This is a genomic window from Bradyrhizobium sp. PSBB068, from assembly GCA_016839165.1.
Classification (GTDB): domain Bacteria; phylum Pseudomonadota; class Alphaproteobacteria; order Rhizobiales; family Xanthobacteraceae; genus Bradyrhizobium.
Map to the genome: position 1 here is coordinate 1,659,487 of CP069300.1, position 21,512 is coordinate 1,680,998.

Sequence of the window (21,512 nt, forward strand, 5' to 3'; positions counted from 1 at the left end):
GCTTGGCGAGTTGACAAACGTCAGTGCGAGCTCGCGGAAACCCGACGACTATCCCGTATGCGGATCATTCGCTTAATGGCGTGCGGTTGGCGACTCGTGGACCCAATACCTTGACCGCGATCGAGCGCAAGAGTGGTACGCTCTTTTTTGGTGATCGTACGTCGGGGTCGGAGCGGCAGGCCGAGGGAAGACGACGATGAATATTGAACAATATACCGAGCGCTCCCGCGGCTTCATCCAATCCGCGCAGTCGCTGGCGATGCGCGAGGGGCACCAGCAGTTTTCAACCCTGCATCTGCTGAAGGTCCTGCTTGATGACAGCGAAGGCCTTGCCGGCGGTCTGATCGACCGCGCCGGCGGCAATTCCCGTGCAATCCTGAAGGCGACCGAGGATGCCCTGAACAAGGTGGCGAAGGTTTCCGGCGACGGTGCCGGGCAGGTTTATCTTGCACCCGAACTCGCGCGAGCCTTCGACGCCGCTGAAAAGGCAGCCGAGAAGGCCGGAGACAGCTTTGTCACGGTCGAGCGTCTTCTGCTCGGCCTTGCCATAGACAGGAACAGCGAGGCCGGCCAGTTGCTGGCCAAGGGTGGAGTTAACGCACAGAACCTGAATGCGGCGATTGAAGCGTTGCGCAAGGGTCGCACCGCAGACAGCGCGACGGCCGAGAACGCCTATGATGCGCTGAAGAAATATGCCCGCGACCTCACGCAGGCTGCGCGCGACGGCAAGCTCGACCCGGTGATCGGCCGCGACGAGGAAATCCGCCGCACCATCCAGGTGCTGTCACGCCGCACCAAGAACAATCCCGTCCTGATCGGCGAGCCCGGTGTCGGCAAGACCGCCATCGCCGAAGGGCTCGCGCTACGCATCGTCAACGGCGATGTTCCCGAGAGCCTGAAGGACAAGAAGCTGCTGTCGCTCGACCTCGGCGCGCTGATTGCCGGGGCGAAATACCGCGGTGAGTTCGAGGAACGGCTGAAAGCCGTGCTCCAGGAGGTAACCGGGAGCGAGGGCACCTTCATCCTGTTCATCGACGAGATGCACATGTTGATCGGCGCCGGCAAGACCAACGGCGCGATGGACGCCTCCAACCTGCTCAAGCCTGCGCTGGCGCGCGGCGAGTTGCACTGCATCGGTGCCACCACGCTCGACGAGTACCGCAAGCATGTCGAGAAAGATCCGGCGCTGGCCCGCCGCTTCCAGCCGATCTTTGTTAGCGAGCCTTCGGTCGAGGATACGATCTCGATCCTGCGCGGATTGAAGGACAAATACGAGCAGCACCACGGCGTGCGGATCACTGATTCCGCGCTGGTGGCGGCGACGACATTGTCAAACCGCTACATCACCGACCGTTTCCTGCCCGACAAGGCGATCGACCTGATGGACGAAGCCGCAGCGCGGCTGAAGATGCAGGTCGATTCCAAGCCCGAGGAGCTGGATTCTCTGGATCGCGAGATCATCCGGCTCAAGATCGAGCAGGAGGCGCTGAAGAAGGAAAGCGACCCGGGCTCTAGGTTGCGTCTCGAGGCGCTGCAGAAGGAGCTGGCCGAGCTCGAGGAGAAGTCCGCGGCGCTGACGGCGCGCTGGAGCGCTGAAAAGAGTAAGCTCTCCAACGCCCAAAAACTGAAGTCAGAGCTGGACGCCCTGCGGGTCGATCTCGCAGATGCTCAGCGCCGGGGCGAGTTCCAGAAAGCCGGCGAGCTGGCCTACGGCCGGATCCCGCAACTCGAGAAGCAGCTTGCGGATATCGAGGCCAAGGAGAACTCCGGCGAGATGGTGGAAGAGGCTGTGACCGCCAACCACGTCGCGCAGGTCGTCTCGCGCTGGACCGGCGTGCCGGTCGACAAAATGCTGGAGGGCGAAAAGGACAAGCTCCTGAAGATGGAAGATGCGCTCGCCAAGCGCGTCGTGGGCCAGGCCGAAGCCGTGCGTGCGGTCGCAACCGCCGTACGCCGCTCGCGCGCTGGCCTGCAGGACCCGAACCGGCCGATGGGCTCGTTCATGTTCCTGGGGCCAACCGGCGTCGGCAAGACCGAGCTGACGAAAGCTCTTGCGGAGTACCTGTTCGACGACGAGACTGCGATGGTCCGCCTCGACATGTCCGAATACATGGAGAAGCATTCGGTCTCGCGGTTGATCGGCGCGCCTCCGGGCTATGTCGGTTACGACGAGGGCGGCGCGCTCACCGAAGCGGTGCGGCGCCGGCCTTATCAGGTCGTGCTGTTTGACGAGATCGAGAAGGCGCATCCTGACATCTTCAACGTCCTTTTGCAGGTGCTCGACGACGGCCGGCTGACCGATCGCCAAGGCCGCACCGTCGACTTCCGCAACACGCTGATCATCATGACCTCGAACCTCGGGTCGGAGTTTTTGGTGAACCAGCCGGAAGGCGAGGACACCGGGGCGGTCCGCGACCAGGTGATGGGCGTCGTGCGGGCGCATTTCAGACCCGAGTTCCTCAACCGCGTCGACGAGATCATCCTGTTCCATCGCTTGCAGAAGAGCGAGATGGGCCGGATCGTCGAGATCCAGTTCGCGCGGCTGCAGAAGCTGCTCGCCGATCGCAAGATCACGCTCACGCTCGATGCGGATGCGAGGGATTGGCTCGCTGCCAAGGGCTGGGATCCCGCGTACGGCGCTCGACCACTGAAGCGGGTGATCCAAAAGCATCTGCAGGATCCCCTGGCAGAGATGATCCTCGCAGGCGAGGTGAAGGATGGCGACAAGGTCGCGATTTCGGCGGAAGGCAATGTCCTGACATTCAACGGCAAGGCGCCGCAGACTGCGGAAATAGCACAGTTCAACGCGCCATCTCCGAAACGGAGATTGCACTGAACGGCCTGCCTGGACGCAGGCATAGTGGGCTGCGCTTGCGAGTACCAGCACTGGTAGGACTAGGACGGCAGGCTCTGCAACGCGCGGGAATTGAGATCAGACAGAAAGTAGCAACCAGATATCGAGCAGGATGACATGGCACAACATTGCAGGCACTTGGGAGGAATTCACGATGTTATTCCCCATTCTCTTGGGTGTGAAGAATGCCTGCAACTGGGCGATCCATGGCTGCACCTGCGCGTCTGCCGAACTTGCGGTCATGTCGGTTGCTGTGATCAGTCACCCAATCGACACGCCACGAAGCATTTTCATGCAACCGGTCACCCCATCATCGAAGCCTATGATCCGCCCGAAGGCTGGGGCTGGTGTTATGTCGACGAATTGTTGTTTGACTTGTCGGATCGACCCACGCCTCAACTAGGTCCGATCCCCAGGTTTTATTGACGCACTACAGCGCGCTGCACGGCCGGCGACTCTGAAGGCGTGGCCCAGCCGTAAACAAGCAGTCGATGCAAGATGCTTTCCGGCGTTTGGGTTGACGGCTGTCAAGGTGGAGAGCCGCTCGACGGGTCATCGTCGGCCGTGAAAGCCAACCTGCCAAGGAAGATGGACATGGTCGCGCGCAGTGCCACCCGCAGTTCCGACCGACATGAGACCTTAGTGCCGGATGGCGCCAAAGTTCGAACCAGAGATCCGCAACCTTATGATCAGTTCGAGTTGCTGCCGATCGCCGGGAGTTGGCGCCATGGCCAGGCAGAGCACAGGCTGGTCGACACGAACCCTTTTACCGGCGATGTCCTCCTCGAAATCAAGCAGGCCGATCGTCACGATCTTGATGCGGCGTTTGCAGCGGGTGCCAAGGCTCAGGTGGAGTGGGCCGTCTCAGCACCAGCGGCGCGGGCGCAGGTATTTCGCCGCGCGGCAGACGTGATGGAAGCGCGCCGTGGCGAAATCGTCGATTGGCTGATCAAGGAATCCGGCAGCACACGGCTGAAGGCGAACCTGGAGTGGGAAGTGACTCATACGGTCATGCTGTGGACGACCTCGGTGCCCCATGCTGTCGAAAGCCGCTACATTCCGTCCGACATCACGGGTAAGGAAAATCAGGTGCGGCGCAAGCCGGTCGGAGTTGTCGGGGCGATCAGTCCTTGGAACTGGCCGCTCCACCTGAGCAATCGTACCATCGCACCTGCACTTGCGGTAGGAAACGCCGTTGTGGTGAAACCCTCGAGCGATACACCTGTAACAGGCGGATTGTTGTTGGCGAAAATCTTCGAGGAGGCAGGTCTGCCGGCGGGGCTCCTCAGCGTCATCGTCGGCGCCGGCAGCGAAATCGGCGACACTTTCGTCAGCCATCCCGTTCCACGAGTCATTTCGTTCACCGGCTCAACGCCAGTCGGCCGCGGGATCGCGGCACTTGCGGCGAAGGCGTCGATCATCAAGCGCGTCGATCTGGAACTCGGTGGCAATGCTCCCTTCGTTGTGCTCGCGGACGCCGATCTGGATCAGGCCGTTGAGGCCGCAGTGTTCGGCAAGTTTCTGCACCAGGGCCAGATCTGCATCGCTATAAACCGCATCATTGTCGAGGAGCGCGTCTATCACACGTTCGTCGATCGCTTTACGCAGCGGGTGGCGAAGTTGAAAGCAGGCGATCCCCGCGATGGCGATACCATGATTGGTCCGATCATCAACAACTCGCAGCTTCAGAAGCTGATGGCACGCATTCGCCGCGCGCGCGACGACGGCTGCAAACAGGTGCTCGGAGGCGGGCCGGACGGTTTCGTGTTGCCGCCGCATGTCTTCGTGAACGTCACCAACCAGATGGAACTTGCAGCTGAAGAAATATTCGGCCCGCTGGCACCGGTCCTCCGGGTCAGCAATGCCGAAGAAGCCTTGGCCGTGGCCAATGAAACAAGTTTTGGACTAAGCGGCGCCGTGTTCACGCGCGACTTGCACCGGGGCGTGCATTTTGCCCAGCAAATGCAGGTTGGTATGGCTCATGTCAATGACCAACCCGTCATCGACTTGCCGACCTGTCCGTTTGGCGGCGAGAAGAATTCCGGCATTGGCCGATTCAATGGCTCTTGGGCGATCGAGGCGTTCACGACGGACCAGTGGCTGACTGCGCAGCACGCGCCACGAGGCTTTCCCTGGAGCGCTTCGGCCGTGCAAGGGCCGTGGTCCTGAAAGGCGTATGGGATGGACGACGTATCCAACACGGTTGCCGCTGGTCTACAGACGAACAGCAACGGCATGCTTGAGTCCCGCCGCGAGCACATGTTTCCCAAGTTCGCGCCCGACGAGATCGACCGCATGCGCCGATTCGGCGAGGTCAAACACTACGCCGTCAACCAATATCTTTTCCGGACGGGCGAGATTCCGCCGGGCATGTTCGTCATCGTTGCCGGTCGGGTATCCATCGAAGCTCGCGATCGACCCGGCCGGACGGAGAAAATCGTTGAACTGGGTGCAGGCGAATTCGTCGCCGAAGTCGCGCAACTCTCCGGCGGACCCGCCCTGGTCGATGCGCGCGCAACCGAGCCCGTTGAATCGCTGCTCTTTTTGCCAGCCAGACTTCGCGCTTTGCTGATCGCCGACGTGCAACTCGGCGAGCGCATTATGCGTGCCCTTGTTTTACGACGGGTGTTCCTCATCGAGGCGGGCGCCGGAGGACCTTGTCTCATCGGGCACGATGGCCATCCCGGAATGGTGCGTCTGCTGGAATTTTTAGCGCGCAACGCTTATCCGCATCAGGTTCTCGACCCCGCAAAGGATCCGGATGCGCAAATGTTTTTGACGCACTATCCTTGCAAGTCGGGTGAATTGCCGCTGGTGGTCTGTCCGAACGGGGCAATCCTGAAAAATCCGAGCGAAGCTGACTTGGCTCGGGCCTTGGGGATGGTGCCTCCGGATCTCGACGGGCGCCGATACGACGTAGCGATTGTCGGTGCAGGTCCAGGAGGACTTGCGGCTGCCGTTTATGCGGCATCCGAAGGTTTGTCAGTCGGCGTGTTCGATGCCCGCGCGTTTGGGGGGCAGGCCGGTGCCAGCAGCTGCATCGAGAACTATCTGGGATTTCCGACCGGAATTTCAGGCCAGGCGTTGGCCGGGCGTGCCTATGTGCAGGCGCAGAAGTTCGGCGTGGAGATGATCATCCCCGAGACGGTCGCGAACCTTCGTTGTGAGCACTACCCATTCGCGATCGAGCTCTCCGACGGTCGGAGCGTCACCGCGCTGAGCGTGGTGATCGCGAGCGGCGCGCGCTATCGCAGGCCAAACATACCGAATCTGGAGAGTTTCGAGGGGCGTGGAGTTTGGTATTGGGCTTCCCCGGTCGAGGCTCGGCTATGCCGGAACGAGGAAGTGGCGCTGGTCGGCGGAGGCAATTCTGCAGGGCAAGCGGCTGTGTTTCTGAGCCGCTATGCCAAGAAGGTATGGATGCTTGTGCGAGGATCGAGCCTCTCCGAGACCATGTCGCAATATCTGATCGACAGGATCGCAGCGACAGCCAATATAGAGTTGCTGACCTGCACGGAAATCGTCGGATTGTCGAGCAATGAGCAGGGCCAACTCGAACGGGCCCGCTGGCGCGACAAGACCGGCGGCGAAGTTGAGAAAACGATCCGCAACGTCTTCATGTTCATCGGTGCGGAGCCCGCAACAGAGTGGTTGAGCGATTGCAACGTTAGCCGCGACAGCAAGGGGTTTGTGCGAACCGGCACGAACGTACCCCCTGACGACCTTCTTTCGGCCGACGGCGCGAGCCCGCCCGCATCGCTCGAGTCGAACATAGCAGGTGTATTTGCAGTGGGTGATGTTCGTTTCGGATCCGTCAAGCGCGTTGGCGCGGCGATCGGCGAGGGAGCCACCGTTGTGCAGCAGATTCACGCGTTTCTCGAGACGGCGCGGACCAGCCGGAGCGGAGAGCCGGTGCAGGCCGCCGCAGCATGATAAAATGGCGGTCGAGGACGAAAGAGCTCAGCGTATATGACGCCTGTCAATGCGACTGGCGGCGAACAATGGCAAACATACCCGATGATCGCTCAACTTCCGCCAGAAAAAATGCCGCCGCCGCGCCCAGAGGGCATACGACAGTTCCAGCGACTATTTCGCGAGGCGGCTGGTCTCAACCTGGACAAGGCTGACCTCAAGCGTTACGAGGAGTTCGTCGACCACAGGATTTATCGGTTTTTACTGCGCGCCGAGGCCGACGCCAAAGCTGGCGGCGACGTCCTGATCGAGCCCTGGAATCTCCCGATCACCGCTGGGCTCCAGGAATGCATCGAGCAATTCAGAAGGTTGAATGAGACGATAGAGCTGGCGCCGATTCTCGACCGTCTCGCTCATCGGCCGCCGCTGCAATTCAGCTACAGCGACGAGACCGAAGCAATGCTGCCGGACCTTGCCGGAGGACTTGGCGTAGCGGTCGCACGAGCATTGAAGATCATCGAGCCGGATTTGAAAAACCCGCAGACCAAGCAGTGGGACCTCGCCTCACGGATCTTCGAGTTGCTGCTGTAGTCGGTCGCACCCGGCTGAGGTTCGCACGTCGATGTCGGATTCATCTGCCGGTGATCTCCCTTATCGATCTCGATAGGGCGATGTCCGATGTTTGCGAAATCCGCCACGTCTACATGCGCGAGAATGTGAAACACCAGGGAGTGCCCCCATGGCTCTGACGGAGACCACCCGGACAGTCGTGCTTCCTTCAGGCGAGCAAATTCCGCGGCTCGGCCAAGGGACTTGGCACATGGCCGAGAATCCGCTGAATCGAACGGGGGAGGTGAACGCGCTGCGTCTCGGCATCGATCTCGGCATGAGCCTGATCGATACCGCCGAAATGTACGCCGACGGTGGCGCCGAGCGTGTCGTCGGCGAGGCGATCAAGGGACGGCGTGACGAGATTTTTCTGGTGAGCAAGGTGCTGCCTCAGAATGCCACCCGGCACGGCACGATGGCGGCCTGCAACCGAAGTCTGGCTCGGCTTGGCGTGGACAAGATCGACCTCTATCTGCTGCATTGGCCGGGGTCGGTTCCGCTGGAAGAGACCGTCGATGCCTTCGACACCCTGGTGGGCGCGGGTAAGATCCGATATTGGGGCGTCAGTAATTTTGACGTCGGCGACCTGCAGGGGCTCGTCGACTTGCCTCACGGTGCAAACGTTGCGACCGATCAGGTGCTCTACAACCTCGCGCGCCGCGGCATCGAGTTTGATCTCATGCCCGCGTGCCTGCGCAGTGGCCTGCCGATCATGGCCTATTCGCCGATCGAGCAGGGTCGTGTGTTGCATCACGTCACGCTCAAGACGATTGCGGCGCGTCTCGGCGCGACGCCGGCTCAAGTGGCGCTGGCCTGGGTGCTGCGCCAGGATGGCGTGTGTGCGATACCCCAATCAGGCAAGCCGGAGCATGTGCGCGAGAACCGTGGAGCGCTCGACGTTCGCCTGACGCCTCGGGATCTGGCGGAACTCGATGATGCCTTTCCGGCTCCGGCCCGCAAGCAACCTCTGGCGTCGCTCTAATTGGGGAGAGATCGAGAATGAGCAAAGACGCCCGCCACATCGTTTGCCCGCATTGCACAAGAACTAACCGCATTCCGGACCGGAGGGACGCGCGCCAAGCGAAATGCGGACACTGTCGGCAGCACCTGTTTACGGGACATCCGATGCCGGTTTCAGCCCGCAGCTTCGCCGCTAACATCCAATGCAACGATATTCCGGTTGTGGTCGATTTTTGGGCGGCATGGTGCGGGCCTTGCAAAGCGATGGCGCCGGCCTTCGAACGCGCCGCCGGCGAGTTCGAACCCGAGCTTCGCTTTCTGAAGGTTGACACCGAGGCGGAAGCGGAGCTGGCGGCCCGCTACGACATTCGAAGCATTCCGACCCTGATGCTGTTCCACAAAGGCAACATCGTCGCTCAGCGGGCCGGCGCCGTCGGTGTCGAGGCTTTGCGCGACTGGTTGCGCCGACATGCGCCGTCAACCGCGACCGCAGCCTCATGAGTTGAAGAGCAGGGTGCTTTGCACCAGTGGAGAAGCTCCTGGTGATTGGGCATGCCGCGGCCGAGCAGCAGGTGCCCGCCTTTTCAATGCTCGCGACGACCTTTCAGGCAAAAGGTGTTGCGCAAAACCTATTGGCGCGACGGTCGCGGCACTGGCGCATCGAGGCGAACCTGAGGGTTCGAATGAACGGCAGGTGATTATTGTGATCTCTCCGTTTCGGCCGATGTCCAATGGAACTCACGTGGCGGCTGCAATTCGCTATTGAGGAGATTCCAAAGATCCCGTCGCTGCATCGGATCATTGCAAGTAACGCCTGGGCGCCCGGCATCGGCGGCTCGCTTGCGAACCAGCCAAATCATCCTCGCGCATTCCGGACAAGGATACGACCTGAAACTTCTGCCCATGATAGTGCTCGCGCTCTGTTTGAACTCTAAGTTCTTCCGCACGCCACACTAGCAGCCACGGCTGACACGGCTCGCTAGCAAAGAGGGCTCGATGGCAGGGAGTTGACTGTGCGACGTAAGGACGATTGATCTTCTCACGCAGACCGGCTCCTCCTCTGTTGCATCATCGCCAACGCTGGTCGACGCAGGCCTTCGCCTTTTCGCCGCGGTCCTGTTCCAGTGAAGGGTAGTCCGTGTAACCGTTCTCGCCGCCACCATAGTATGTCTTGGGATTGTCCACGTTCAATGGTGCACCAACGCGCAGCCGTTCGGGCAGATCGGGGTTGGCAATGAACTTGCGGCCGAAGGCGATTAAGTCGGCCTGGCCATCGCGCAACCATTGCGTGGCGCTATCGGCGTTGAAGCCTCCGGCCACGATGAGCGTTCCCTGATACTTGTTCCGGATCAATCGGGCCATGCTGAGCGCATACGGTTCCGGCTTCTCGCCGTTCTGCATCTGCTCGAGCGCCGGGTTGACGATGTGCAGATAGGCCAAACCGTAGCCGGAGAGCTGCTCGGCGAGGTAACCGAACGTCGATTCCGGGGCATCGTCGCTGATGTCGTTCATCTTGCCGAGAGGTGAGAGCCGGACGCCTATCCTGTCCGCCCCGAGAATGGGAATCAGGGCTTCCGTGATTTCAAGCAGAAGCCGCACTCGATTCTGAACTGTGCCGCCATAGGCGTCACTGCGTCGGTTCGTGCTGCTCTCGATGAACTGATCGAGCAGGTAGCCGTTGGCCGCATGAATCTCGATGCCGTCGAACCCGGCGGCCTCCGCATTCCGCGCCGCGCGCTCATACTGCCTGATAAGGTATGGCATCTCCTCAAAAGTCAGCGCGCGCGGACGCACGAATGGAACCAGTTCTGCCTCGCCGCGCTCGTTTTCGATGAAGGCCTTGCCCGCGGGCGTGATCGCCGAGGGCGCTACGGGTAGCATGTTGTCGGGCTGCAGGGCCGGATGTGAGATACGACCGACGTGCCAAAGTTGGTTGAAGATCAGCCCATCAGCCTCGTGCACAGCCTTCGTAACCTGCCGCCAGGCTTCGACTTGTTCGCGGCTATGGATACCTGGCGTCCAGGCATAACTCTGGCCCTGCATCGAGATCTGGGTAGCCTCGCTTATGATCAGGGCGGCAGACGCACGCTGCGCGTAATAACACGCCGCGAGCTGAGACGGCACATTACCCGGCTGTCGTGCTCTAGAACGGGTCAATGGCGCCATGACGACTCGATGGGACAGGCTGAACGGCCCGAGCCGACATCCTTGGAACAGGGGGTTCGCTTTCCCATTCGAAACCCAGTTGAGCGCACGGACTTGCGTGGTGGCTGTAACCATGTTGCCTCGAGTCGAAGGAGTTAAATGCTTCGAGCTTTCGGTAAGAGAGCGGGCCGAAGATATTTGGATCTCTACACCCTAATATAACGGCGGATCGGTGCATCGCGCTGACAGTCGTCAATGCTCTTGCCGCTGCAGAAGAGAGGTGTGGGTTGCGCAGGCGACGGAAGCCTTCAGCGTTCCTGCAGGGCGATCTGGTGGCAATACGGTTGGCTGACGAGCAGATCGAGTCCCGTATTGGCCGGCTTGAGATTGCAGGATGGTTTGCCGGCGCCAACACGATGTGGAGAGAATGGCTGGCATCAGTGCCGGAAAGGCGTCACGAGCGCGAGATATGACCGTGCAGGGGCGGCAGCGCGGTCAGCCGGGCGATTTGCCGGGTTCGACTGAGCGACGCGTCGTCAAGATTGAATCGGTACACGCGCGATCGTTCGTCCCCATTCATCGGTGACAACGACAGAAAAGCCGGACCAGTCGCCATCCCGCGCCAGTTCTCGAGCAATGGTCAGTCCGCGTTCCGCGGCGTCGTGGGGCGAGAGGAGAATGCTACCGCATTCGTCCGGGTAGTTCACGCCGTTCTCAATATGAAAAAAGAAGCGACCACCTTCTGCGGGGGTCGTTTGCGGATCGCCAATTTGCTGTCCTCCGTTCCGGCGATCGAGATGGCAGCGCGCCGCATACCTGAGGGGTCCCGTGATCGTAGCGATCAGTGGCTCGACATCTTGAGAAAAATGGCGTCCGATCCGTTGATGAACGCCAAGAATGACGGAATGACCTGCCGTGTCCGCGAGCCGCGTTCCGAGGATGTCCCGAACACCGCAGCTCAGCACAAACTCATTGTACCACTCGCTTTTCCGCAAAACGGGCTGTGGAAGACATTTGGAGAGCATGATCCAGCGTGCATCCAGGAGTGGCGAGTATGGATCGAGCGTGGCGTAGTGCTCGACGTAGCGGGATTTGAATTCGGCACTGAGACCGCAAAAGACAGCTTCGTCGACCGTACCCGTCGTCTTGTTCGTGACAATCAGCGCCGCACCCGCCACGCCCGCCTCATCCATCAGCCTGCGAAGCATTTTTGGCCAGGCATCCCAGTGCATCGCTGCATCGTTAAGTGTTGAGAGAAGTGACTGCATGATCCGTGGCCTTCAAGGAGATTGGCGAAGCCCGAACGCGCAAGCTCATGATAGCCGATCAATCGCAAGCGCATCAATGTGTGCGTTCGGAAGCTGTCGTCCGCATCGCCTGGATGTCTCGGAGCAGGCAACGCAGCCCGTATAGCTCATCCAGCAGATACAGGGCCAGCGCGATACCTTCATCGTTGATCCCCAGGTCGCGCTTGAGATCCTGGATGAGGTGGGCTCGTGCGAGATCCTGATCGGAAAACTGATGTCCTGGTGGATGCGCCACCAGCCATTCCGCATTCACCCAGGCTTCAATCGTGGAGGGATCGAGATGAGATCGATCGGCAAATTCCTGGAGCTGCATTGTCACACTCGCATCGACTGTCTCGGGCTATCCGAAGGCTGCCACTCACTCACAAAGCGTTCGAGTTCCGGGTCTGGCTTTTTCGGCAGCACCAGTTTCAGCGTGACGTACTGGTCCCCTCTGCCGCCATCGACGCGCGGCACGCCGCGTCCCTTGATCCGCAGAACCCGGCCCGAACTCGACCACTTAGGTACAGAGACCGCGACAGCGCCGCTCACGGTCGGTACCTTGAGTTTCGCGCCCAGCACGCCCTCTTTCAGTGAGATCGGCAGGTCCAGATGAATGTCGTCGCCTTTGCGGACGAAGTAGGGGTGCGGCAGGACCTTGATCTCGATCAGGGCGTCGCCTGGCGGATTGTCTCCGGCTCCCCGACGACCCTTGGCTTTCAGGCGCAGAATCTGGCCGTCGCGCGTGCCGGGAGGAATGTTGACCTCGAGCGTAGTTTCGTCCGGCAGCACAATGGATTGCTTGCCGCCGTTCACGGCATCGAGAAAGTTGAGCTCCAGGTGATATCGGGCGTCAACCCCGCGTCCGCGCCGGGTGGTGCGCCCGGCGCGCCCAAAGATCTCGGAGAGAATATCCTCGCTGCCGGCGAAGTCATTGAAATCGGCAAAGCCGGCCCCACTCGTGTAGCCCGACCAGCCTTCCCGATCAGCGAAATCGCGGTAGTATTGCCGGGGCTGCTGCTCGGTACCCGATGCATCGATCTCACCGCGGTCGAAACGGGCGCGCTTTTCCGGATCGCTCAAAAGCATGTAGGCGGCAGATAGGTGCTTGAATTTCTCTTCTGCCGCCTTGTTGCCGGGATTGAGATCAGGGTGCAGCTTCTTCGCAAGCCGCCGGTAGGCCTTTTGAATGTCGGCCTGTGCCGCGTCTCTCTTGACGCCTAGCGTTGCATATGGGTCTGTAGCCAACACCAGCTCCTGTTTACGCGTCGGCCGGACCGATCGGCCGGCGCTTCATTGTTGCGGGGGTGGCGGCGATTGTGGCTTAGGCGGTCTGGCTACAACGACCCGGGCCGGCCGCAAGAGCCGGTCGTGAAGCATGTAGCCATTCTCTAAAAGGTCCACGACGTTCCCGGGAGGCTGATCGGACCGATCGGTTTCCATCACGGCTTCGTGCTTCATTGGGTCGAATGGCCGATTTAGAGCGTCGATTTCCTCGACACCAAAGCGTTTCAATATCTGTGTCAGGATCCGATCGGTGGCGACAACTCCGGCCAGCAGGCCGTCGTCGTTCTTGACTCCCTGGTCCGGCGAGCTAGCGTCGATGGCTCGTCGCAGATTATCCGCCACCTGCAGCAGCTCGCGGGCAAAGTCGGCGATCGCATATTGTCGGGCGTCCTGGACCCGACGCTCGGCCATGCGCCTCGTGTTCTCGGCGTCCGCAAGCGCACGCATCAGGCGGTCGCGCTCGGCGCTGGTCTCCTGCGCCTGGTCGCTTTCCCTGTGCTCGCCCGCGAGAACCTCGCCGAGCACATCATCCACGGTCTTGGTGGGCATGTGGTGCTCCATTTGTGGCGTTTGTCCCGGATTGGAAAGACTTCAGGAAGCCTTCCGGCTGCCGGGATCGACCTCTTCGAATTCCGCGTCGACGACATCTTCGCTGCTATCAGGCGATCCTGCCTGTCCGCCGCCGGGAGCCCCGCCTTGGGACGCTGCGCGGTTCAAGGCTTCGCCGATCTTTGATGCCGACTGCTGCAACCGCTGAGTTGCCTGCTGAATCGCTGTCACGTCCTCGGCGCTCAGCCGTTGCCTTGCCTCGGCGATCGCCTGCTCAATCTCCCTCTTGACGTCGGAAGGGATCTTTCCCTCGGAGTCCTTGAGCGCCTTCTCGGTGCTGTAGATCACCGCGTCGGCCTGATTGCGGGTTTCGATGAGCTCCTTGCGCCGCTTGTCCTCGTCCGCATGGGCTTCGGCCTCCTTGACCATCCTCTGGATGTCCGCTTCGGTCAGGCCGCCGGACGCCTGGATCCGGATACTCTGCTCCTTGCCACTCGCCTTGTCCTTGGCCGATACGTTGACGATACCGTTGGCATCAATATCGAAGGTCACCTCGATCTGCGGCACGCCCCGCGGTGCCGGTGGGATTCCGACCAGATCGAACTGACCAAGCAGCTTGTTGTCAGCCGCCAACTCACGTTCGCCCTGGAAGACCCGGATCGTGACGGCGGTTTGATTGTCCTCCGCTGTCGAGAACACCTGGCTCTTCCTGGTCGGAATGGTGGTGTTGCGATCGATCAGCTTCGTCATGACGCCGCCAAGCGTCTCGATGCCCAATGACAGGGGTGTCACGTCGAGCAGCAGGACGTCCTTGACGTCGCCTTGGAGCACGCCGGCCTGGATCGCGGCACCGACCGCGACCACTTCATCCGGATTGACGCCCTTGTGAGGTTCGCGCCCGAACAGCTTCTGCACGGTCTCCTGAACCTTTGGCATGCGGGTCTGGCCGCCGACCAGTACGACTTCGTTGATGTCAGATGGCTGCAGGCCGGCGTCCTTCAACGCTGCCTTGCAGGGATCGATGGTGCGCTGGATCAGATCGTCGACCAGCGCTTCGAGCTTGGCGCGCGACAGCTTGATATTGAGATGTTTCGGTCCAGCCTGATCTGCAGTGATGAAGGGCAGATTGACGTCGGTCTGGGTGGCGCTGGAGAGTTCGATCTTGGCCTTCTCTGCGGCATCTTTGAGCCGTTGCAGGGCGAGACGATCTTTGCGAAGGTCGATTCCGCTTTCCTTGCGAAACTCGTCCGCCAGATAGTCGATGATCCGCTTGTCGAAATCCTCTCCACCGAGAAAGGTGTCGCCGTTGGTTGCCTTGACCTCGAACACACCGTCGCCGACCTCCAGGATCGAGACATCGAACGTGCCGCCACCGAGGTCATAGACCACGATCTTGCCGCTGCCTCTCTTGTCGAGGCCGTAGGCTAGAGCGGCCGCAGTCGGCTCATTGATGATGCGCAGGACTTCCAGCCCGGCGATCCGGCCGGCATCCTTGGTTGCCTGGCGCTGCGCGTCGTTAAAATAGGCGGGCACGGTGATGACGGCCTGTGTGACGGCGCTGCCAAGCGTGGCTTCGGCGGTTTCCTTCATCTTGGTGAGGATGAAAGCGCTGATCTGGCTCGGACTGTACTTCTTGCCCCGGACGTCGACCCAGGCGTCGCCGTTGTCGCCCGGCACGATGTGATAGGGCACCATGGTCTTGTCTTTTGCTGTGATCGGGTCGTCGTAACGTCGGCCGATCAGTCGCTTGATGGCATAGATCGTGTTCTCGGGGTTGGTGATACTTTGCCGCTTGGCCGGCTGCCCGACCAGGACTTCGCCATCCTCCGTGAAGGCAACCATGGACGGCGTGGTGCGTCCGCCCTCGGCATTCTCAATGACCCTGGCTTTGCTACCTTCCGTGACAGCCACGCAGGAGTTTGTGGTTCCGAGATCGATACCGATTGCTTTTGCCATGATCAGTTCCTTCGGGTTTGAATCCTGGGACAGCTGCGGCCGTCCAAAAAATTGTGGCGTCTCGCGCTCTTGGCGGCGAGCGGCGAGACGCGCCGAGCTGGGCTGTTAGGAGACTCGGGCGTCTTGCCGCGTGAACGGTCAAGCAGCTTCCTTGACTTCGATTTTCTTCGGCTCCGGCTTTGCGGGCTTCGGAATCGTGATCTTCAGGACGCCGTTGGTCATCGTCGCCTGGACGAAGGAAGGATCGATGCCGGGCGGCAGCTGCAGCACGCGAAGGAACACGCCGTAGCTGCGTTCGCTGTGCTGGACATTCTTGTCGTTCTTGCCGTCGCCTGTGCCCTGCTCCACCTTCTTTTCGCCTCGAATAGTAAGCGTGTCATCCTCGAGGGAAATGTCGACGTCCTTGCGCTCGAGCCCCGGCATTTCAACGGTGACTTCGATCGCTTTGTCCGTTTCCGCGATTTCGATGTTCGGCACGAGCTGCTGTCCGTTTGGGCTCAAGCCCTGCGAAAACTCGCTGAACAGCCGGTCGATTTCCCGGTGCAGGCCGAACAGGCCGAAGTCGGGCCGCATCAGCATTCCTGCATCACGAGACGGGACGAGTGATCGTAACCTCATTTGGTTCTCCTTTCAGCTTGCGATGCAACTCGGTTCTAGGGGCTCACGACGATGCGATCGTCGACCTTGCTCACGCCGGGCGCCGACCAGGCGACGCGCTCAGCTTCCTCGCGTTCGATCCAGGAGCGCACCGTTCCTTTAAGGATCACTTCGCTGCCGTTGGCCTCGACCTGAATCCGATTGGCGTCGACTTCCGCGTTGCGCTTGAACGCGTCCTGAATCTTCTGCTTGAGCTCGGAAGGCTCGACTTTCGGCTTGACCATGATCACGTTGATGACGCCCTTGACGCCTTTGACCTTGCGGACCGCATTCTCAGCTGCGGTCTTTTGATATTGCCATTCGGCGGAACCTTCGAGTGTGATCCAGCCGTCTCTGACCGTGGCCTTTATCTTGTCGTGAGAGATCGGAAGCTCCGACTTGAGCGCGGAGACGGCGTCGCGTGCGATATCGGGATCCGGGCGCTGATCGATCGATGGCAGCCGAACCTCGATGTCATTGGCTATGGCGCGAACGCCCGCTACGCGCTTCGCCGCGAATTCTGCCTCTAGCCGATCGGCGTAGCTGTGTGTGAAACCTGCAAGCGTGACAACGCCGTCCTTGACCGAAACGGCTATGTCACTGGCATCGAGGTCAGGGTTCCATGTCAGTTCGTCACGGACGTCACGTTCGATCTCACTGTCTGACTTCATGATTGGCTCCTGGCATTTGCGAGTGGTATTCTCGGCGCTGCTCCGTCATCGCCGGTCGGAACAACTTGCGCGTGACGAGAGCAAGCAAGCCATGACGACCGTCAACTTCCGTCTCGACTTTCTCGCTTGAGATCCTGTGAAAGCGAACTGGACGAAGGTCGCCGAAGATGATCTCCGTGGGCGAAGTGAGAAAAGCTGGGAGAAATGACGCAGCGTGGCATGTGTCGCGGCCTCGTTACGGTCGCCCGAGGCGTTCGTCACCCAGCCAGGGATCGGGACGAAGTGAGTGCAGCGGCAGATCTTCCGGCCGCTTTTCGAGGTCGATTTCATGAACGTGCACGGCCTGCCCGCCATGCCGCATCAGAATCTCCTGGGCCTGAGCTTCCTTCTCAGGTGCGCGAACCCGAACCCAGATCAAGAGACCATCCCATTCTGCCGCCGGCTCCAAGCCTTTGGCGCGCTCGCGGCGCAGTAGTCGGTGTATGGGCACGATGACGATGGCTCCTGTGAAGATCCCGATCAGGATCGACCACATGGCGACTGCCATAGTCTCATAGCCTTTGATCATCAGGAAAAGAGCGCAGCCAACCGCTGCAATGCAGCCGAGAACGCCGCTGGCGACGGCTTCGGCGCTAGCCAAATCGTCGTCGCCAAAGCAGGGCTGTCTCGGCGTGGTCGCCATGTCGGCGAGATCGGCTGGAGGAACCACAGCGTAATTCATCCGTCGCTGCACTTCGTCGGGAGATGCGCTGAGGTCGATGTCGGAGCGATCGAATCCCGACAGCAGAAGATCCTGGGCCGCGTCATCGAGCGTACGTCGCGAATGAAAGACACCGGTCACTTCGCGAGTGCGCCTGTGGTCCAGGATCGTGTCGGTTGATCTTGACACCGCCATATGATGCGACTGTCAAGAGGATCGGTAGTGGAATTCCGACAGCTTCTTCAGCTCTTCTTTGGATGCGCCGGGGAGAGTGACCTTGCTGCCGGTATCGTCGATGACGAGGCTTTCAACCGGGACTGCGACCAGATGGCCGCCTGCGCCGAGGAAGCCGCCGACCTGTAGAATCGCGAAGTTGAGTTGTTTCTTATCTTTGGCGGCAATCAAATCGTCCAGGCTTCCGATCTTCTCATTCTTGTCGTTGATGACGGTGCTGCCGATCAGCTTGCTCATGCGATAGCCCTGCGCGACGACACTTAAGTCGACCTTGACGAGAGCCACGCCAGCCTGCGGAAGTGCGGGGCTGATGCTGAGGACAGCCACTATTCCGGCAAGTGCCGCTAAGCCGGAATATCTCCTCCGCGTCGCTGCGTTCTGCCAGCACGGAGTGGCTGCGCTGCTGATGAGTTTCGAAAGGGGACGGGGGATGGTTGCTTCCATGTCTCGCTCCTATGACTGCTGGTAGCTTAGCGAGTACCCTCTTCGAACCAGGAGTGCGCTGACCATTGTCAATTCGCGGGTCGCTTAATCCGGCAGTGCGGGTGAACGCCTTGACTGTCCAACCGTCATGACCGCGCATTCGCGGCAGCCCGCGTCTGGATGTGGCTCAAGCGCCGTTACGTGTTTATACGTATGAAAATTTCCCAGATTTACATGGATGTACTGCTGATAGTTGATTGTCTGCGAACGGATCGTTCCTCCCGCCGAGAGTGCTTGAAGTAAGCGACTGAAGAAGGAAGGACAGAGAAATGAAGCCGATAATCCACCCAGCGGACTATTATCGAAGGATTCTCGCCGCACAGTCGCACGCGTTGAAGGGGCTCGATGGACCGGTTGCAATTATCAAGCTAAACCGTGACCAGCAGGTTCCGGAAGACAAGGGTAGCGCGGGACATTGGTACTACGTGATTGCCGGCGCCGTACGGCGGTCGACCATCCGCACCGACGGACGCCGGCAGATCCTGGACTTGATGCTGGTGCATGATTTCTTCTTTGTCGGGAAGAGCCAGAGAGAAGAGCCGATCGAGGCCATTACGGGAGAGACCGTGCTCGCGGGCTATTCGGGAGCGCGGCTCGAGAGCTTCGGCGAGCGCGATCGCCAGTTCGCAAGAGAGCTGAGAGACATCACCTTTCAATCGTTGGAACGGACCCGACAGCAACTTGTCGTCCTCGGGGGTGTTACGACGGCGGACAAGGTGAGTGCGTTCCTGCTGTTGCTTGAAAGGCGCTACGGAGATCAGCGGGGAAACATACGGCTTCCGATTACGCGGTATGATCTTGCCGAGTACCTCGCCGTGTCCGTCGAGACTGTATGCCGCGCGTTCTCAGACCTGCAGCAGCGCGGTATCATTGCCCTGATTGGGATTCGAACGGTCCGAATTGTGGATCGCGACGCACTGGAGCACCAAACTGGTAGAAAGTATCCGAACGCTGGTTCTGATACGATCGCTGCCTGAATGTGCTCCATCTGGGACGTGGACTTTTCTAACGCGCAGCCACAGCCCGATTGATGCAGGTTGAATCCTTGCGACTTGCTTTGCGGCGAGTTTAATGCGCGTGCCACCGCCCGCGCTGCGGCGGTGGATGCCTTAGGAATCGCCAAGATACAGCGTCCTTGGCCGATCGCCGCGACCGCGCGTCCGAAGGAACCAAAACGCAGGCGCACGAGGCCAATCAGCTTGCTCCGTATGGCGTCACGCAGCAGAACGGCGTCCTCGCGCTTCGGCGAAGAGCTTGATCATCTCTTTGTTGAATGCTGTCGGGATATCATCGGGCTTGCGGCTCGTGACCAGGCCTCTGTCCACAACCGCTTCCTGATCCACCCAATCCGCGCCGGCATTTTTCAGGTCGGTCCTGAGTGAAGGCCACGACGTCATACGACGTCCCCGTGCTGCGCCGGTCTCGATGATGGTCCATGGCCCGTGGCAGATCGAGGCGACCGGTTTGCCGGCATCGAAGAAGGCTTTTGCGAAGGCAACCGCCGCAGGCTCGATGCGAAGCGCGTCGGGATTGATGACGCCACCCGGCAGCAACAGCGCGTCGAAGTCTTCTGCTTTGGCCTGATTGAGGGGAACGTCCACCGGGAACGCGTCGCCCCACTCCGTGAACTTCCAGCCACGGACTTGCTGGTCTTTCGGCGACACGATGCTGGTTTTGGCGCCGGCTTGGTCGAGCGCCTTGCGCGGCTCCACCATTTCGACTTGCTCGAATCCATCCTCGATCAGAATCGCAACCTTCAGGCCGTCGAGTGTCTCACTTGCCATGATTCAAACTCCTATCGCTCACAGGCGTAGCGCTCGGCGCGCGTTCAGGCAGCCTTTTTCAACATATTGTGCGGATCGATAACGAACTTCTTGGGCGAGCCGTCGCTGAAGGTCTTGTAGGCCGCGGGAGCGTCTTCCAACGAGATAATCTCGGTGTTTGCCACTTTGCGCAGATACGGCATGCGGTCCCACAGGATCGCCATCATGAGATCGCGATTGTAGTGCATAACAGGCGCTTGGCCGGCGGTGAGTTTCGGTGACTTGATCCAGGCCTTGCTGAAGGCGAGCGGAAGTTCACCTTTTTTTGCCATGGCGGTCTTCGGCGCGGCGGGATCCAAATTGGTATAAATGCCCGGGATACCCATCGCGCCGCCGGCGCGGACGATGTCGAACAAAACATTGATGATCGCTTCCGAGTGCTCCTCCCGGTCTTCCTCGCCGTAACCGTGAGCTTCCAGGCCGACGCAGTCGACGCCCGCATCAACTTCACGCTCTCCAAGGATCGCCTCGATCTGATCGGGCACCGGCGTCGCGCTGGTCGTATCGACGGTCTCGTATCCGCATTCCTTCACGAGGTTCAACCGCTCCCGCAACCTGTCCGCTACGATGATGCACGACGCTCCGAGAAGACGGGCGCTGGCAGCGGCACAACGGCCGACCGGCCCGGCGCCTGCGATGTAGACGGTCGAGCCGGTCCTAACGCCGGCCTCGATGCAGCCATGATATCCGGTCGGCAGGATGTCGGAGAGCAAAGTGAGATCCAGGATCTTCGCCATCGCTTGGTCTCTGTCGGGGAATTTCAGCAAATTCCAGTCGGCATAGGGGACCAGCATGTAATCGGCCTGTCCGCCTTGCCAACCGCCGAGATTGAACCCATAAGCGCCACAGTCGACGATGTCGTTGACGTAAGAATTTTCACAAACATCGGTATGCCGCTCCTTGCAATTGCGGCAGCGGCCGCAGGAGACGTTGAAGGGAACTGATACCAGGTCTCCCTTCTTGATGAGTTCCACGTCGCGGCCGACCTCGACGACCTCACCGGTATTTTCATGACCCATGACCATGCCTTTCGGAGCCTCAAAGCGACCGTGATAGATGTGCTGGTCGCTGCCGCAGATGTTGGTCGACACCAGCTTGATGATCACGCCGTGTTCGATCTTTCTGCCGTGCGGATCCTCGAGCTTCGGATAGTCAATGGTTTTGACTTCGAGCTTCATGGGACCTTGAAATGTCAGAACGCGATTGCCGGCCATGGTTTGAGTCCTTTGCGTTGAACGGAAGTTTTGCAGCATGCCTGTCGGTTTTGCGCGCTCCTAGCGAGCAACAAATCGCTGCGGGTCGTTCGTGCGATCTCGGGGAGCGTTGGTTGCAGACAGCATACGGAAGTTTTTTTTGCGCGCCCTGACGTTCGTCAATAATTGCGAAAGCGAACTGGAAGGACTGCTT

The 21,512-nt window shown here is 60.3% G+C and carries 21 protein-coding genes; 9 read left to right on the forward strand and 12 right to left on the reverse strand.

All coding sequences use genetic code 11. The annotated features are described in order from the left end of the window. Positions 1 to 196 precede the first annotated feature (196 nt). The 8 genes from clpB (at position 197) to JQ507_07945 (ending at position 9,033) form a co-directional block, all read left to right on the forward strand. Entirely contained in the window at positions 197 to 2,836 is a 2,640-nt protein-coding gene (gene clpB, locus JQ507_07910) for an ATP-dependent chaperone ClpB (GenBank protein ID QRI71389.1), read from the forward strand. Positions 2,837 to 2,971: 135 nt separating this feature from the next. Beyond that, entirely contained in the window at positions 2,972 to 3,280 is a 309-nt protein-coding gene (locus JQ507_07915) for a UBP-type zinc finger domain-containing protein (protein ID QRI71390.1), read from the forward strand. Positions 3,281 to 3,448: 168 nt separating this feature from the next. Further along, on the forward strand, positions 3,449 to 5,023 hold the full coding sequence (locus JQ507_07920; protein ID QRI71391.1) for an aldehyde dehydrogenase family protein: 1,575 nt from the start codon (positions 3,449 to 3,451) through the stop codon (positions 5,021 to 5,023). Between the two features lie 66 nt (positions 5,024 to 5,089). After that, positions 5,090 to 6,787, forward strand: a complete 1,698-nt coding sequence (locus JQ507_07925; GenBank protein QRI73249.1) for an FAD-dependent oxidoreductase — start codon at positions 5,090 to 5,092, stop codon at positions 6,785 to 6,787. Positions 6,788 to 6,871: 84 nt separating this feature from the next. Then, positions 6,872 to 7,357, forward strand: coding sequence for a DUF1931 family protein (locus JQ507_07930; protein ID QRI73250.1), 486 nt, complete (start codon positions 6,872 to 6,874; stop codon positions 7,355 to 7,357). A gap of 148 nt (positions 7,358 to 7,505) precedes the next feature. Next, on the forward strand, positions 7,506 to 8,357 hold the full coding sequence (locus JQ507_07935; GenBank protein QRI71392.1) for an aldo/keto reductase: 852 nt from the start codon (positions 7,506 to 7,508) through the stop codon (positions 8,355 to 8,357). A 17-nt stretch (positions 8,358 to 8,374) separates the two neighbouring features. After that, positions 8,375 to 8,836 carry a thioredoxin TrxC gene (trxC, locus tag JQ507_07940; GenBank protein ID QRI71393.1) on the forward strand — a complete coding sequence of 154 codons (462 nt, stop codon included), beginning with the start codon at positions 8,375 to 8,377 and terminating at the stop codon, positions 8,834 to 8,836. 26 nt (positions 8,837 to 8,862) lie between these two features. Then, on the forward strand, positions 8,863 to 9,033 hold the full coding sequence (locus tag JQ507_07945) for a hypothetical protein (GenBank protein ID QRI71394.1): 171 nt from the start codon (positions 8,863 to 8,865) through the stop codon (positions 9,031 to 9,033). A 370-nt stretch (positions 9,034 to 9,403) separates the two neighbouring features. Here the strand turns inward: JQ507_07945 and JQ507_07950 are convergent, their stop codons facing one another. The 10 genes from JQ507_07950 to JQ507_07995 all read right to left on the reverse strand — a co-directional run bounded on the left by JQ507_07950 (position 9,404) and on the right by JQ507_07995 (position 18,243). Beyond that, a complete protein-coding gene (locus tag JQ507_07950) occupies positions 9,404 to 10,615 on the reverse strand; it encodes an alkene reductase (protein ID QRI71395.1) in 1,212 nt (403 codons plus the stop codon). A 401-nt stretch (positions 10,616 to 11,016) separates the two neighbouring features. After that, positions 11,017 to 11,748, reverse strand: a complete 732-nt coding sequence (locus JQ507_07955) for a hypothetical protein (GenBank protein ID QRI71396.1) — start codon at positions 11,746 to 11,748, stop codon at positions 11,017 to 11,019. Positions 11,749 to 11,821: 73 nt separating this feature from the next. Continuing rightward, positions 11,822 to 12,100 (reverse strand): hypothetical protein, encoded by a 279-nt coding sequence (locus JQ507_07960; protein QRI71397.1) that lies wholly within the window; start codon positions 12,098 to 12,100, stop codon positions 11,822 to 11,824. A gap of 2 nt (positions 12,101 to 12,102) precedes the next feature. After that, entirely contained in the window at positions 12,103 to 13,014 is a 912-nt protein-coding gene (locus JQ507_07965) for a J domain-containing protein (protein ID QRI71398.1), read from the reverse strand. A gap of 45 nt (positions 13,015 to 13,059) precedes the next feature. Beyond that, entirely contained in the window at positions 13,060 to 13,602 is a 543-nt protein-coding gene (locus JQ507_07970) for a nucleotide exchange factor GrpE (protein QRI71399.1), read from the reverse strand. A 42-nt stretch (positions 13,603 to 13,644) separates the two neighbouring features. Next, positions 13,645 to 15,558, reverse strand: coding sequence for a molecular chaperone DnaK (gene dnaK, locus JQ507_07975; GenBank protein ID QRI71400.1), 1,914 nt, complete (start codon positions 15,556 to 15,558; stop codon positions 13,645 to 13,647). Positions 15,559 to 15,696: 138 nt separating this feature from the next. After that, the gene (locus JQ507_07980) at positions 15,697 to 16,137 is read right to left on the reverse strand and encodes an Hsp20/alpha crystallin family protein (GenBank protein ID QRI71401.1); all 441 of its coding nucleotides are present in this window, start codon (positions 16,135 to 16,137) and stop codon (positions 15,697 to 15,699) included. 74 nt (positions 16,138 to 16,211) lie between these two features. After that, entirely contained in the window at positions 16,212 to 16,865 is a 654-nt protein-coding gene (locus tag JQ507_07985) for a BON domain-containing protein (GenBank protein ID QRI71402.1), read from the reverse strand. A 235-nt stretch (positions 16,866 to 17,100) separates the two neighbouring features. Continuing rightward, positions 17,101 to 17,706 carry a hypothetical protein gene (locus JQ507_07990; protein QRI71403.1) on the reverse strand — a complete coding sequence of 202 codons (606 nt, stop codon included), beginning with the start codon at positions 17,704 to 17,706 and terminating at the stop codon, positions 17,101 to 17,103. Between the two features lie 66 nt (positions 17,707 to 17,772). After that, positions 17,773 to 18,243 (reverse strand): PRC-barrel domain-containing protein, encoded by a 471-nt coding sequence (locus JQ507_07995; GenBank protein ID QRI71404.1) that lies wholly within the window; start codon positions 18,241 to 18,243, stop codon positions 17,773 to 17,775. Positions 18,244 to 18,551: 308 nt separating this feature from the next. Here JQ507_07995 and JQ507_08000 point away from each other — a divergent pair, with 308 nt between their 5' ends. Then, on the forward strand, positions 18,552 to 19,259 hold the full coding sequence (locus tag JQ507_08000) for a helix-turn-helix domain-containing protein (protein QRI71405.1): 708 nt from the start codon (positions 18,552 to 18,554) through the stop codon (positions 19,257 to 19,259). A gap of 237 nt (positions 19,260 to 19,496) precedes the next feature. Here JQ507_08000 and JQ507_08005 read toward each other — a convergent pair whose 3' ends face one another. Together JQ507_08005 and JQ507_08010 are read right to left on the reverse strand one after the other, a co-directional pair. Then, entirely contained in the window at positions 19,497 to 20,066 is a 570-nt protein-coding gene (locus JQ507_08005) for a type 1 glutamine amidotransferase (protein ID QRI71406.1), read from the reverse strand. A gap of 44 nt (positions 20,067 to 20,110) precedes the next feature. Beyond that, on the reverse strand, positions 20,111 to 21,319 hold the full coding sequence (locus JQ507_08010) for an alcohol dehydrogenase catalytic domain-containing protein (GenBank protein ID QRI71407.1): 1,209 nt from the start codon (positions 21,317 to 21,319) through the stop codon (positions 20,111 to 20,113). Between the last annotated feature and the right edge of the window lie 193 nt (positions 21,320 to 21,512).

Coding starts and splice junctions, on each gene's coding strand:
- clpB (QRI71389.1), top strand. CDS start 197: ATGAATATTGAACAATATACCGAGCGCTCCCGCGGCTTCATCCAATCC.
- JQ507_07915 (QRI71390.1), top strand. CDS start 2,972: ATGGCACAACATTGCAGGCACTTGGGAGGAATTCACGATGTTATTCCC.
- JQ507_07920 (QRI71391.1), top strand. CDS start 3,449: ATGGTCGCGCGCAGTGCCACCCGCAGTTCCGACCGACATGAGACCTTA.
- JQ507_07925 (QRI73249.1), top strand. CDS start 5,090: ATGCTTGAGTCCCGCCGCGAGCACATGTTTCCCAAGTTCGCGCCCGAC.
- JQ507_07930 (QRI73250.1), top strand. CDS start 6,872: ATGATCGCTCAACTTCCGCCAGAAAAAATGCCGCCGCCGCGCCCAGAG.
- JQ507_07935 (QRI71392.1), top strand. CDS start 7,506: ATGGCTCTGACGGAGACCACCCGGACAGTCGTGCTTCCTTCAGGCGAG.
- trxC (QRI71393.1), top strand. CDS start 8,375: ATGAGCAAAGACGCCCGCCACATCGTTTGCCCGCATTGCACAAGAACT.
- JQ507_07950 (QRI71395.1), bottom strand. CDS start 10,615: ATGGTTACAGCCACCACGCAAGTCCGTGCGCTCAACTGGGTTTCGAAT.
- JQ507_07955 (QRI71396.1), bottom strand. CDS start 11,748: ATGCAGTCACTTCTCTCAACACTTAACGATGCAGCGATGCACTGGGAT.
- JQ507_07960 (QRI71397.1), bottom strand. CDS start 12,100: ATGCAGCTCCAGGAATTTGCCGATCGATCTCATCTCGATCCCTCCACG.
- JQ507_07970 (QRI71399.1), bottom strand. CDS start 13,602: ATGCCCACCAAGACCGTGGATGATGTGCTCGGCGAGGTTCTCGCGGGC.
- dnaK (QRI71400.1), bottom strand. CDS start 15,558: ATGGCAAAAGCAATCGGTATCGATCTCGGAACCACAAACTCCTGCGTG.
- JQ507_07980 (QRI71401.1), bottom strand. CDS start 16,137: ATGCTGATGCGGCCCGACTTCGGCCTGTTCGGCCTGCACCGGGAAATC.
- JQ507_07985 (QRI71402.1), bottom strand. CDS start 16,865: ATGAAGTCAGACAGTGAGATCGAACGTGACGTCCGTGACGAACTGACA.
- JQ507_07995 (QRI71404.1), bottom strand. CDS start 18,243: ATGGAAGCAACCATCCCCCGTCCCCTTTCGAAACTCATCAGCAGCGCA.
- JQ507_08000 (QRI71405.1), top strand. CDS start 18,552: ATGAAGCCGATAATCCACCCAGCGGACTATTATCGAAGGATTCTCGCC.
- JQ507_08005 (QRI71406.1), bottom strand. CDS start 20,066: ATGGCAAGTGAGACACTCGACGGCCTGAAGGTTGCGATTCTGATCGAG.
- JQ507_08010 (QRI71407.1), bottom strand. CDS start 21,319: ATGGCCGGCAATCGCGTTCTGACATTTCAAGGTCCCATGAAGCTCGAA.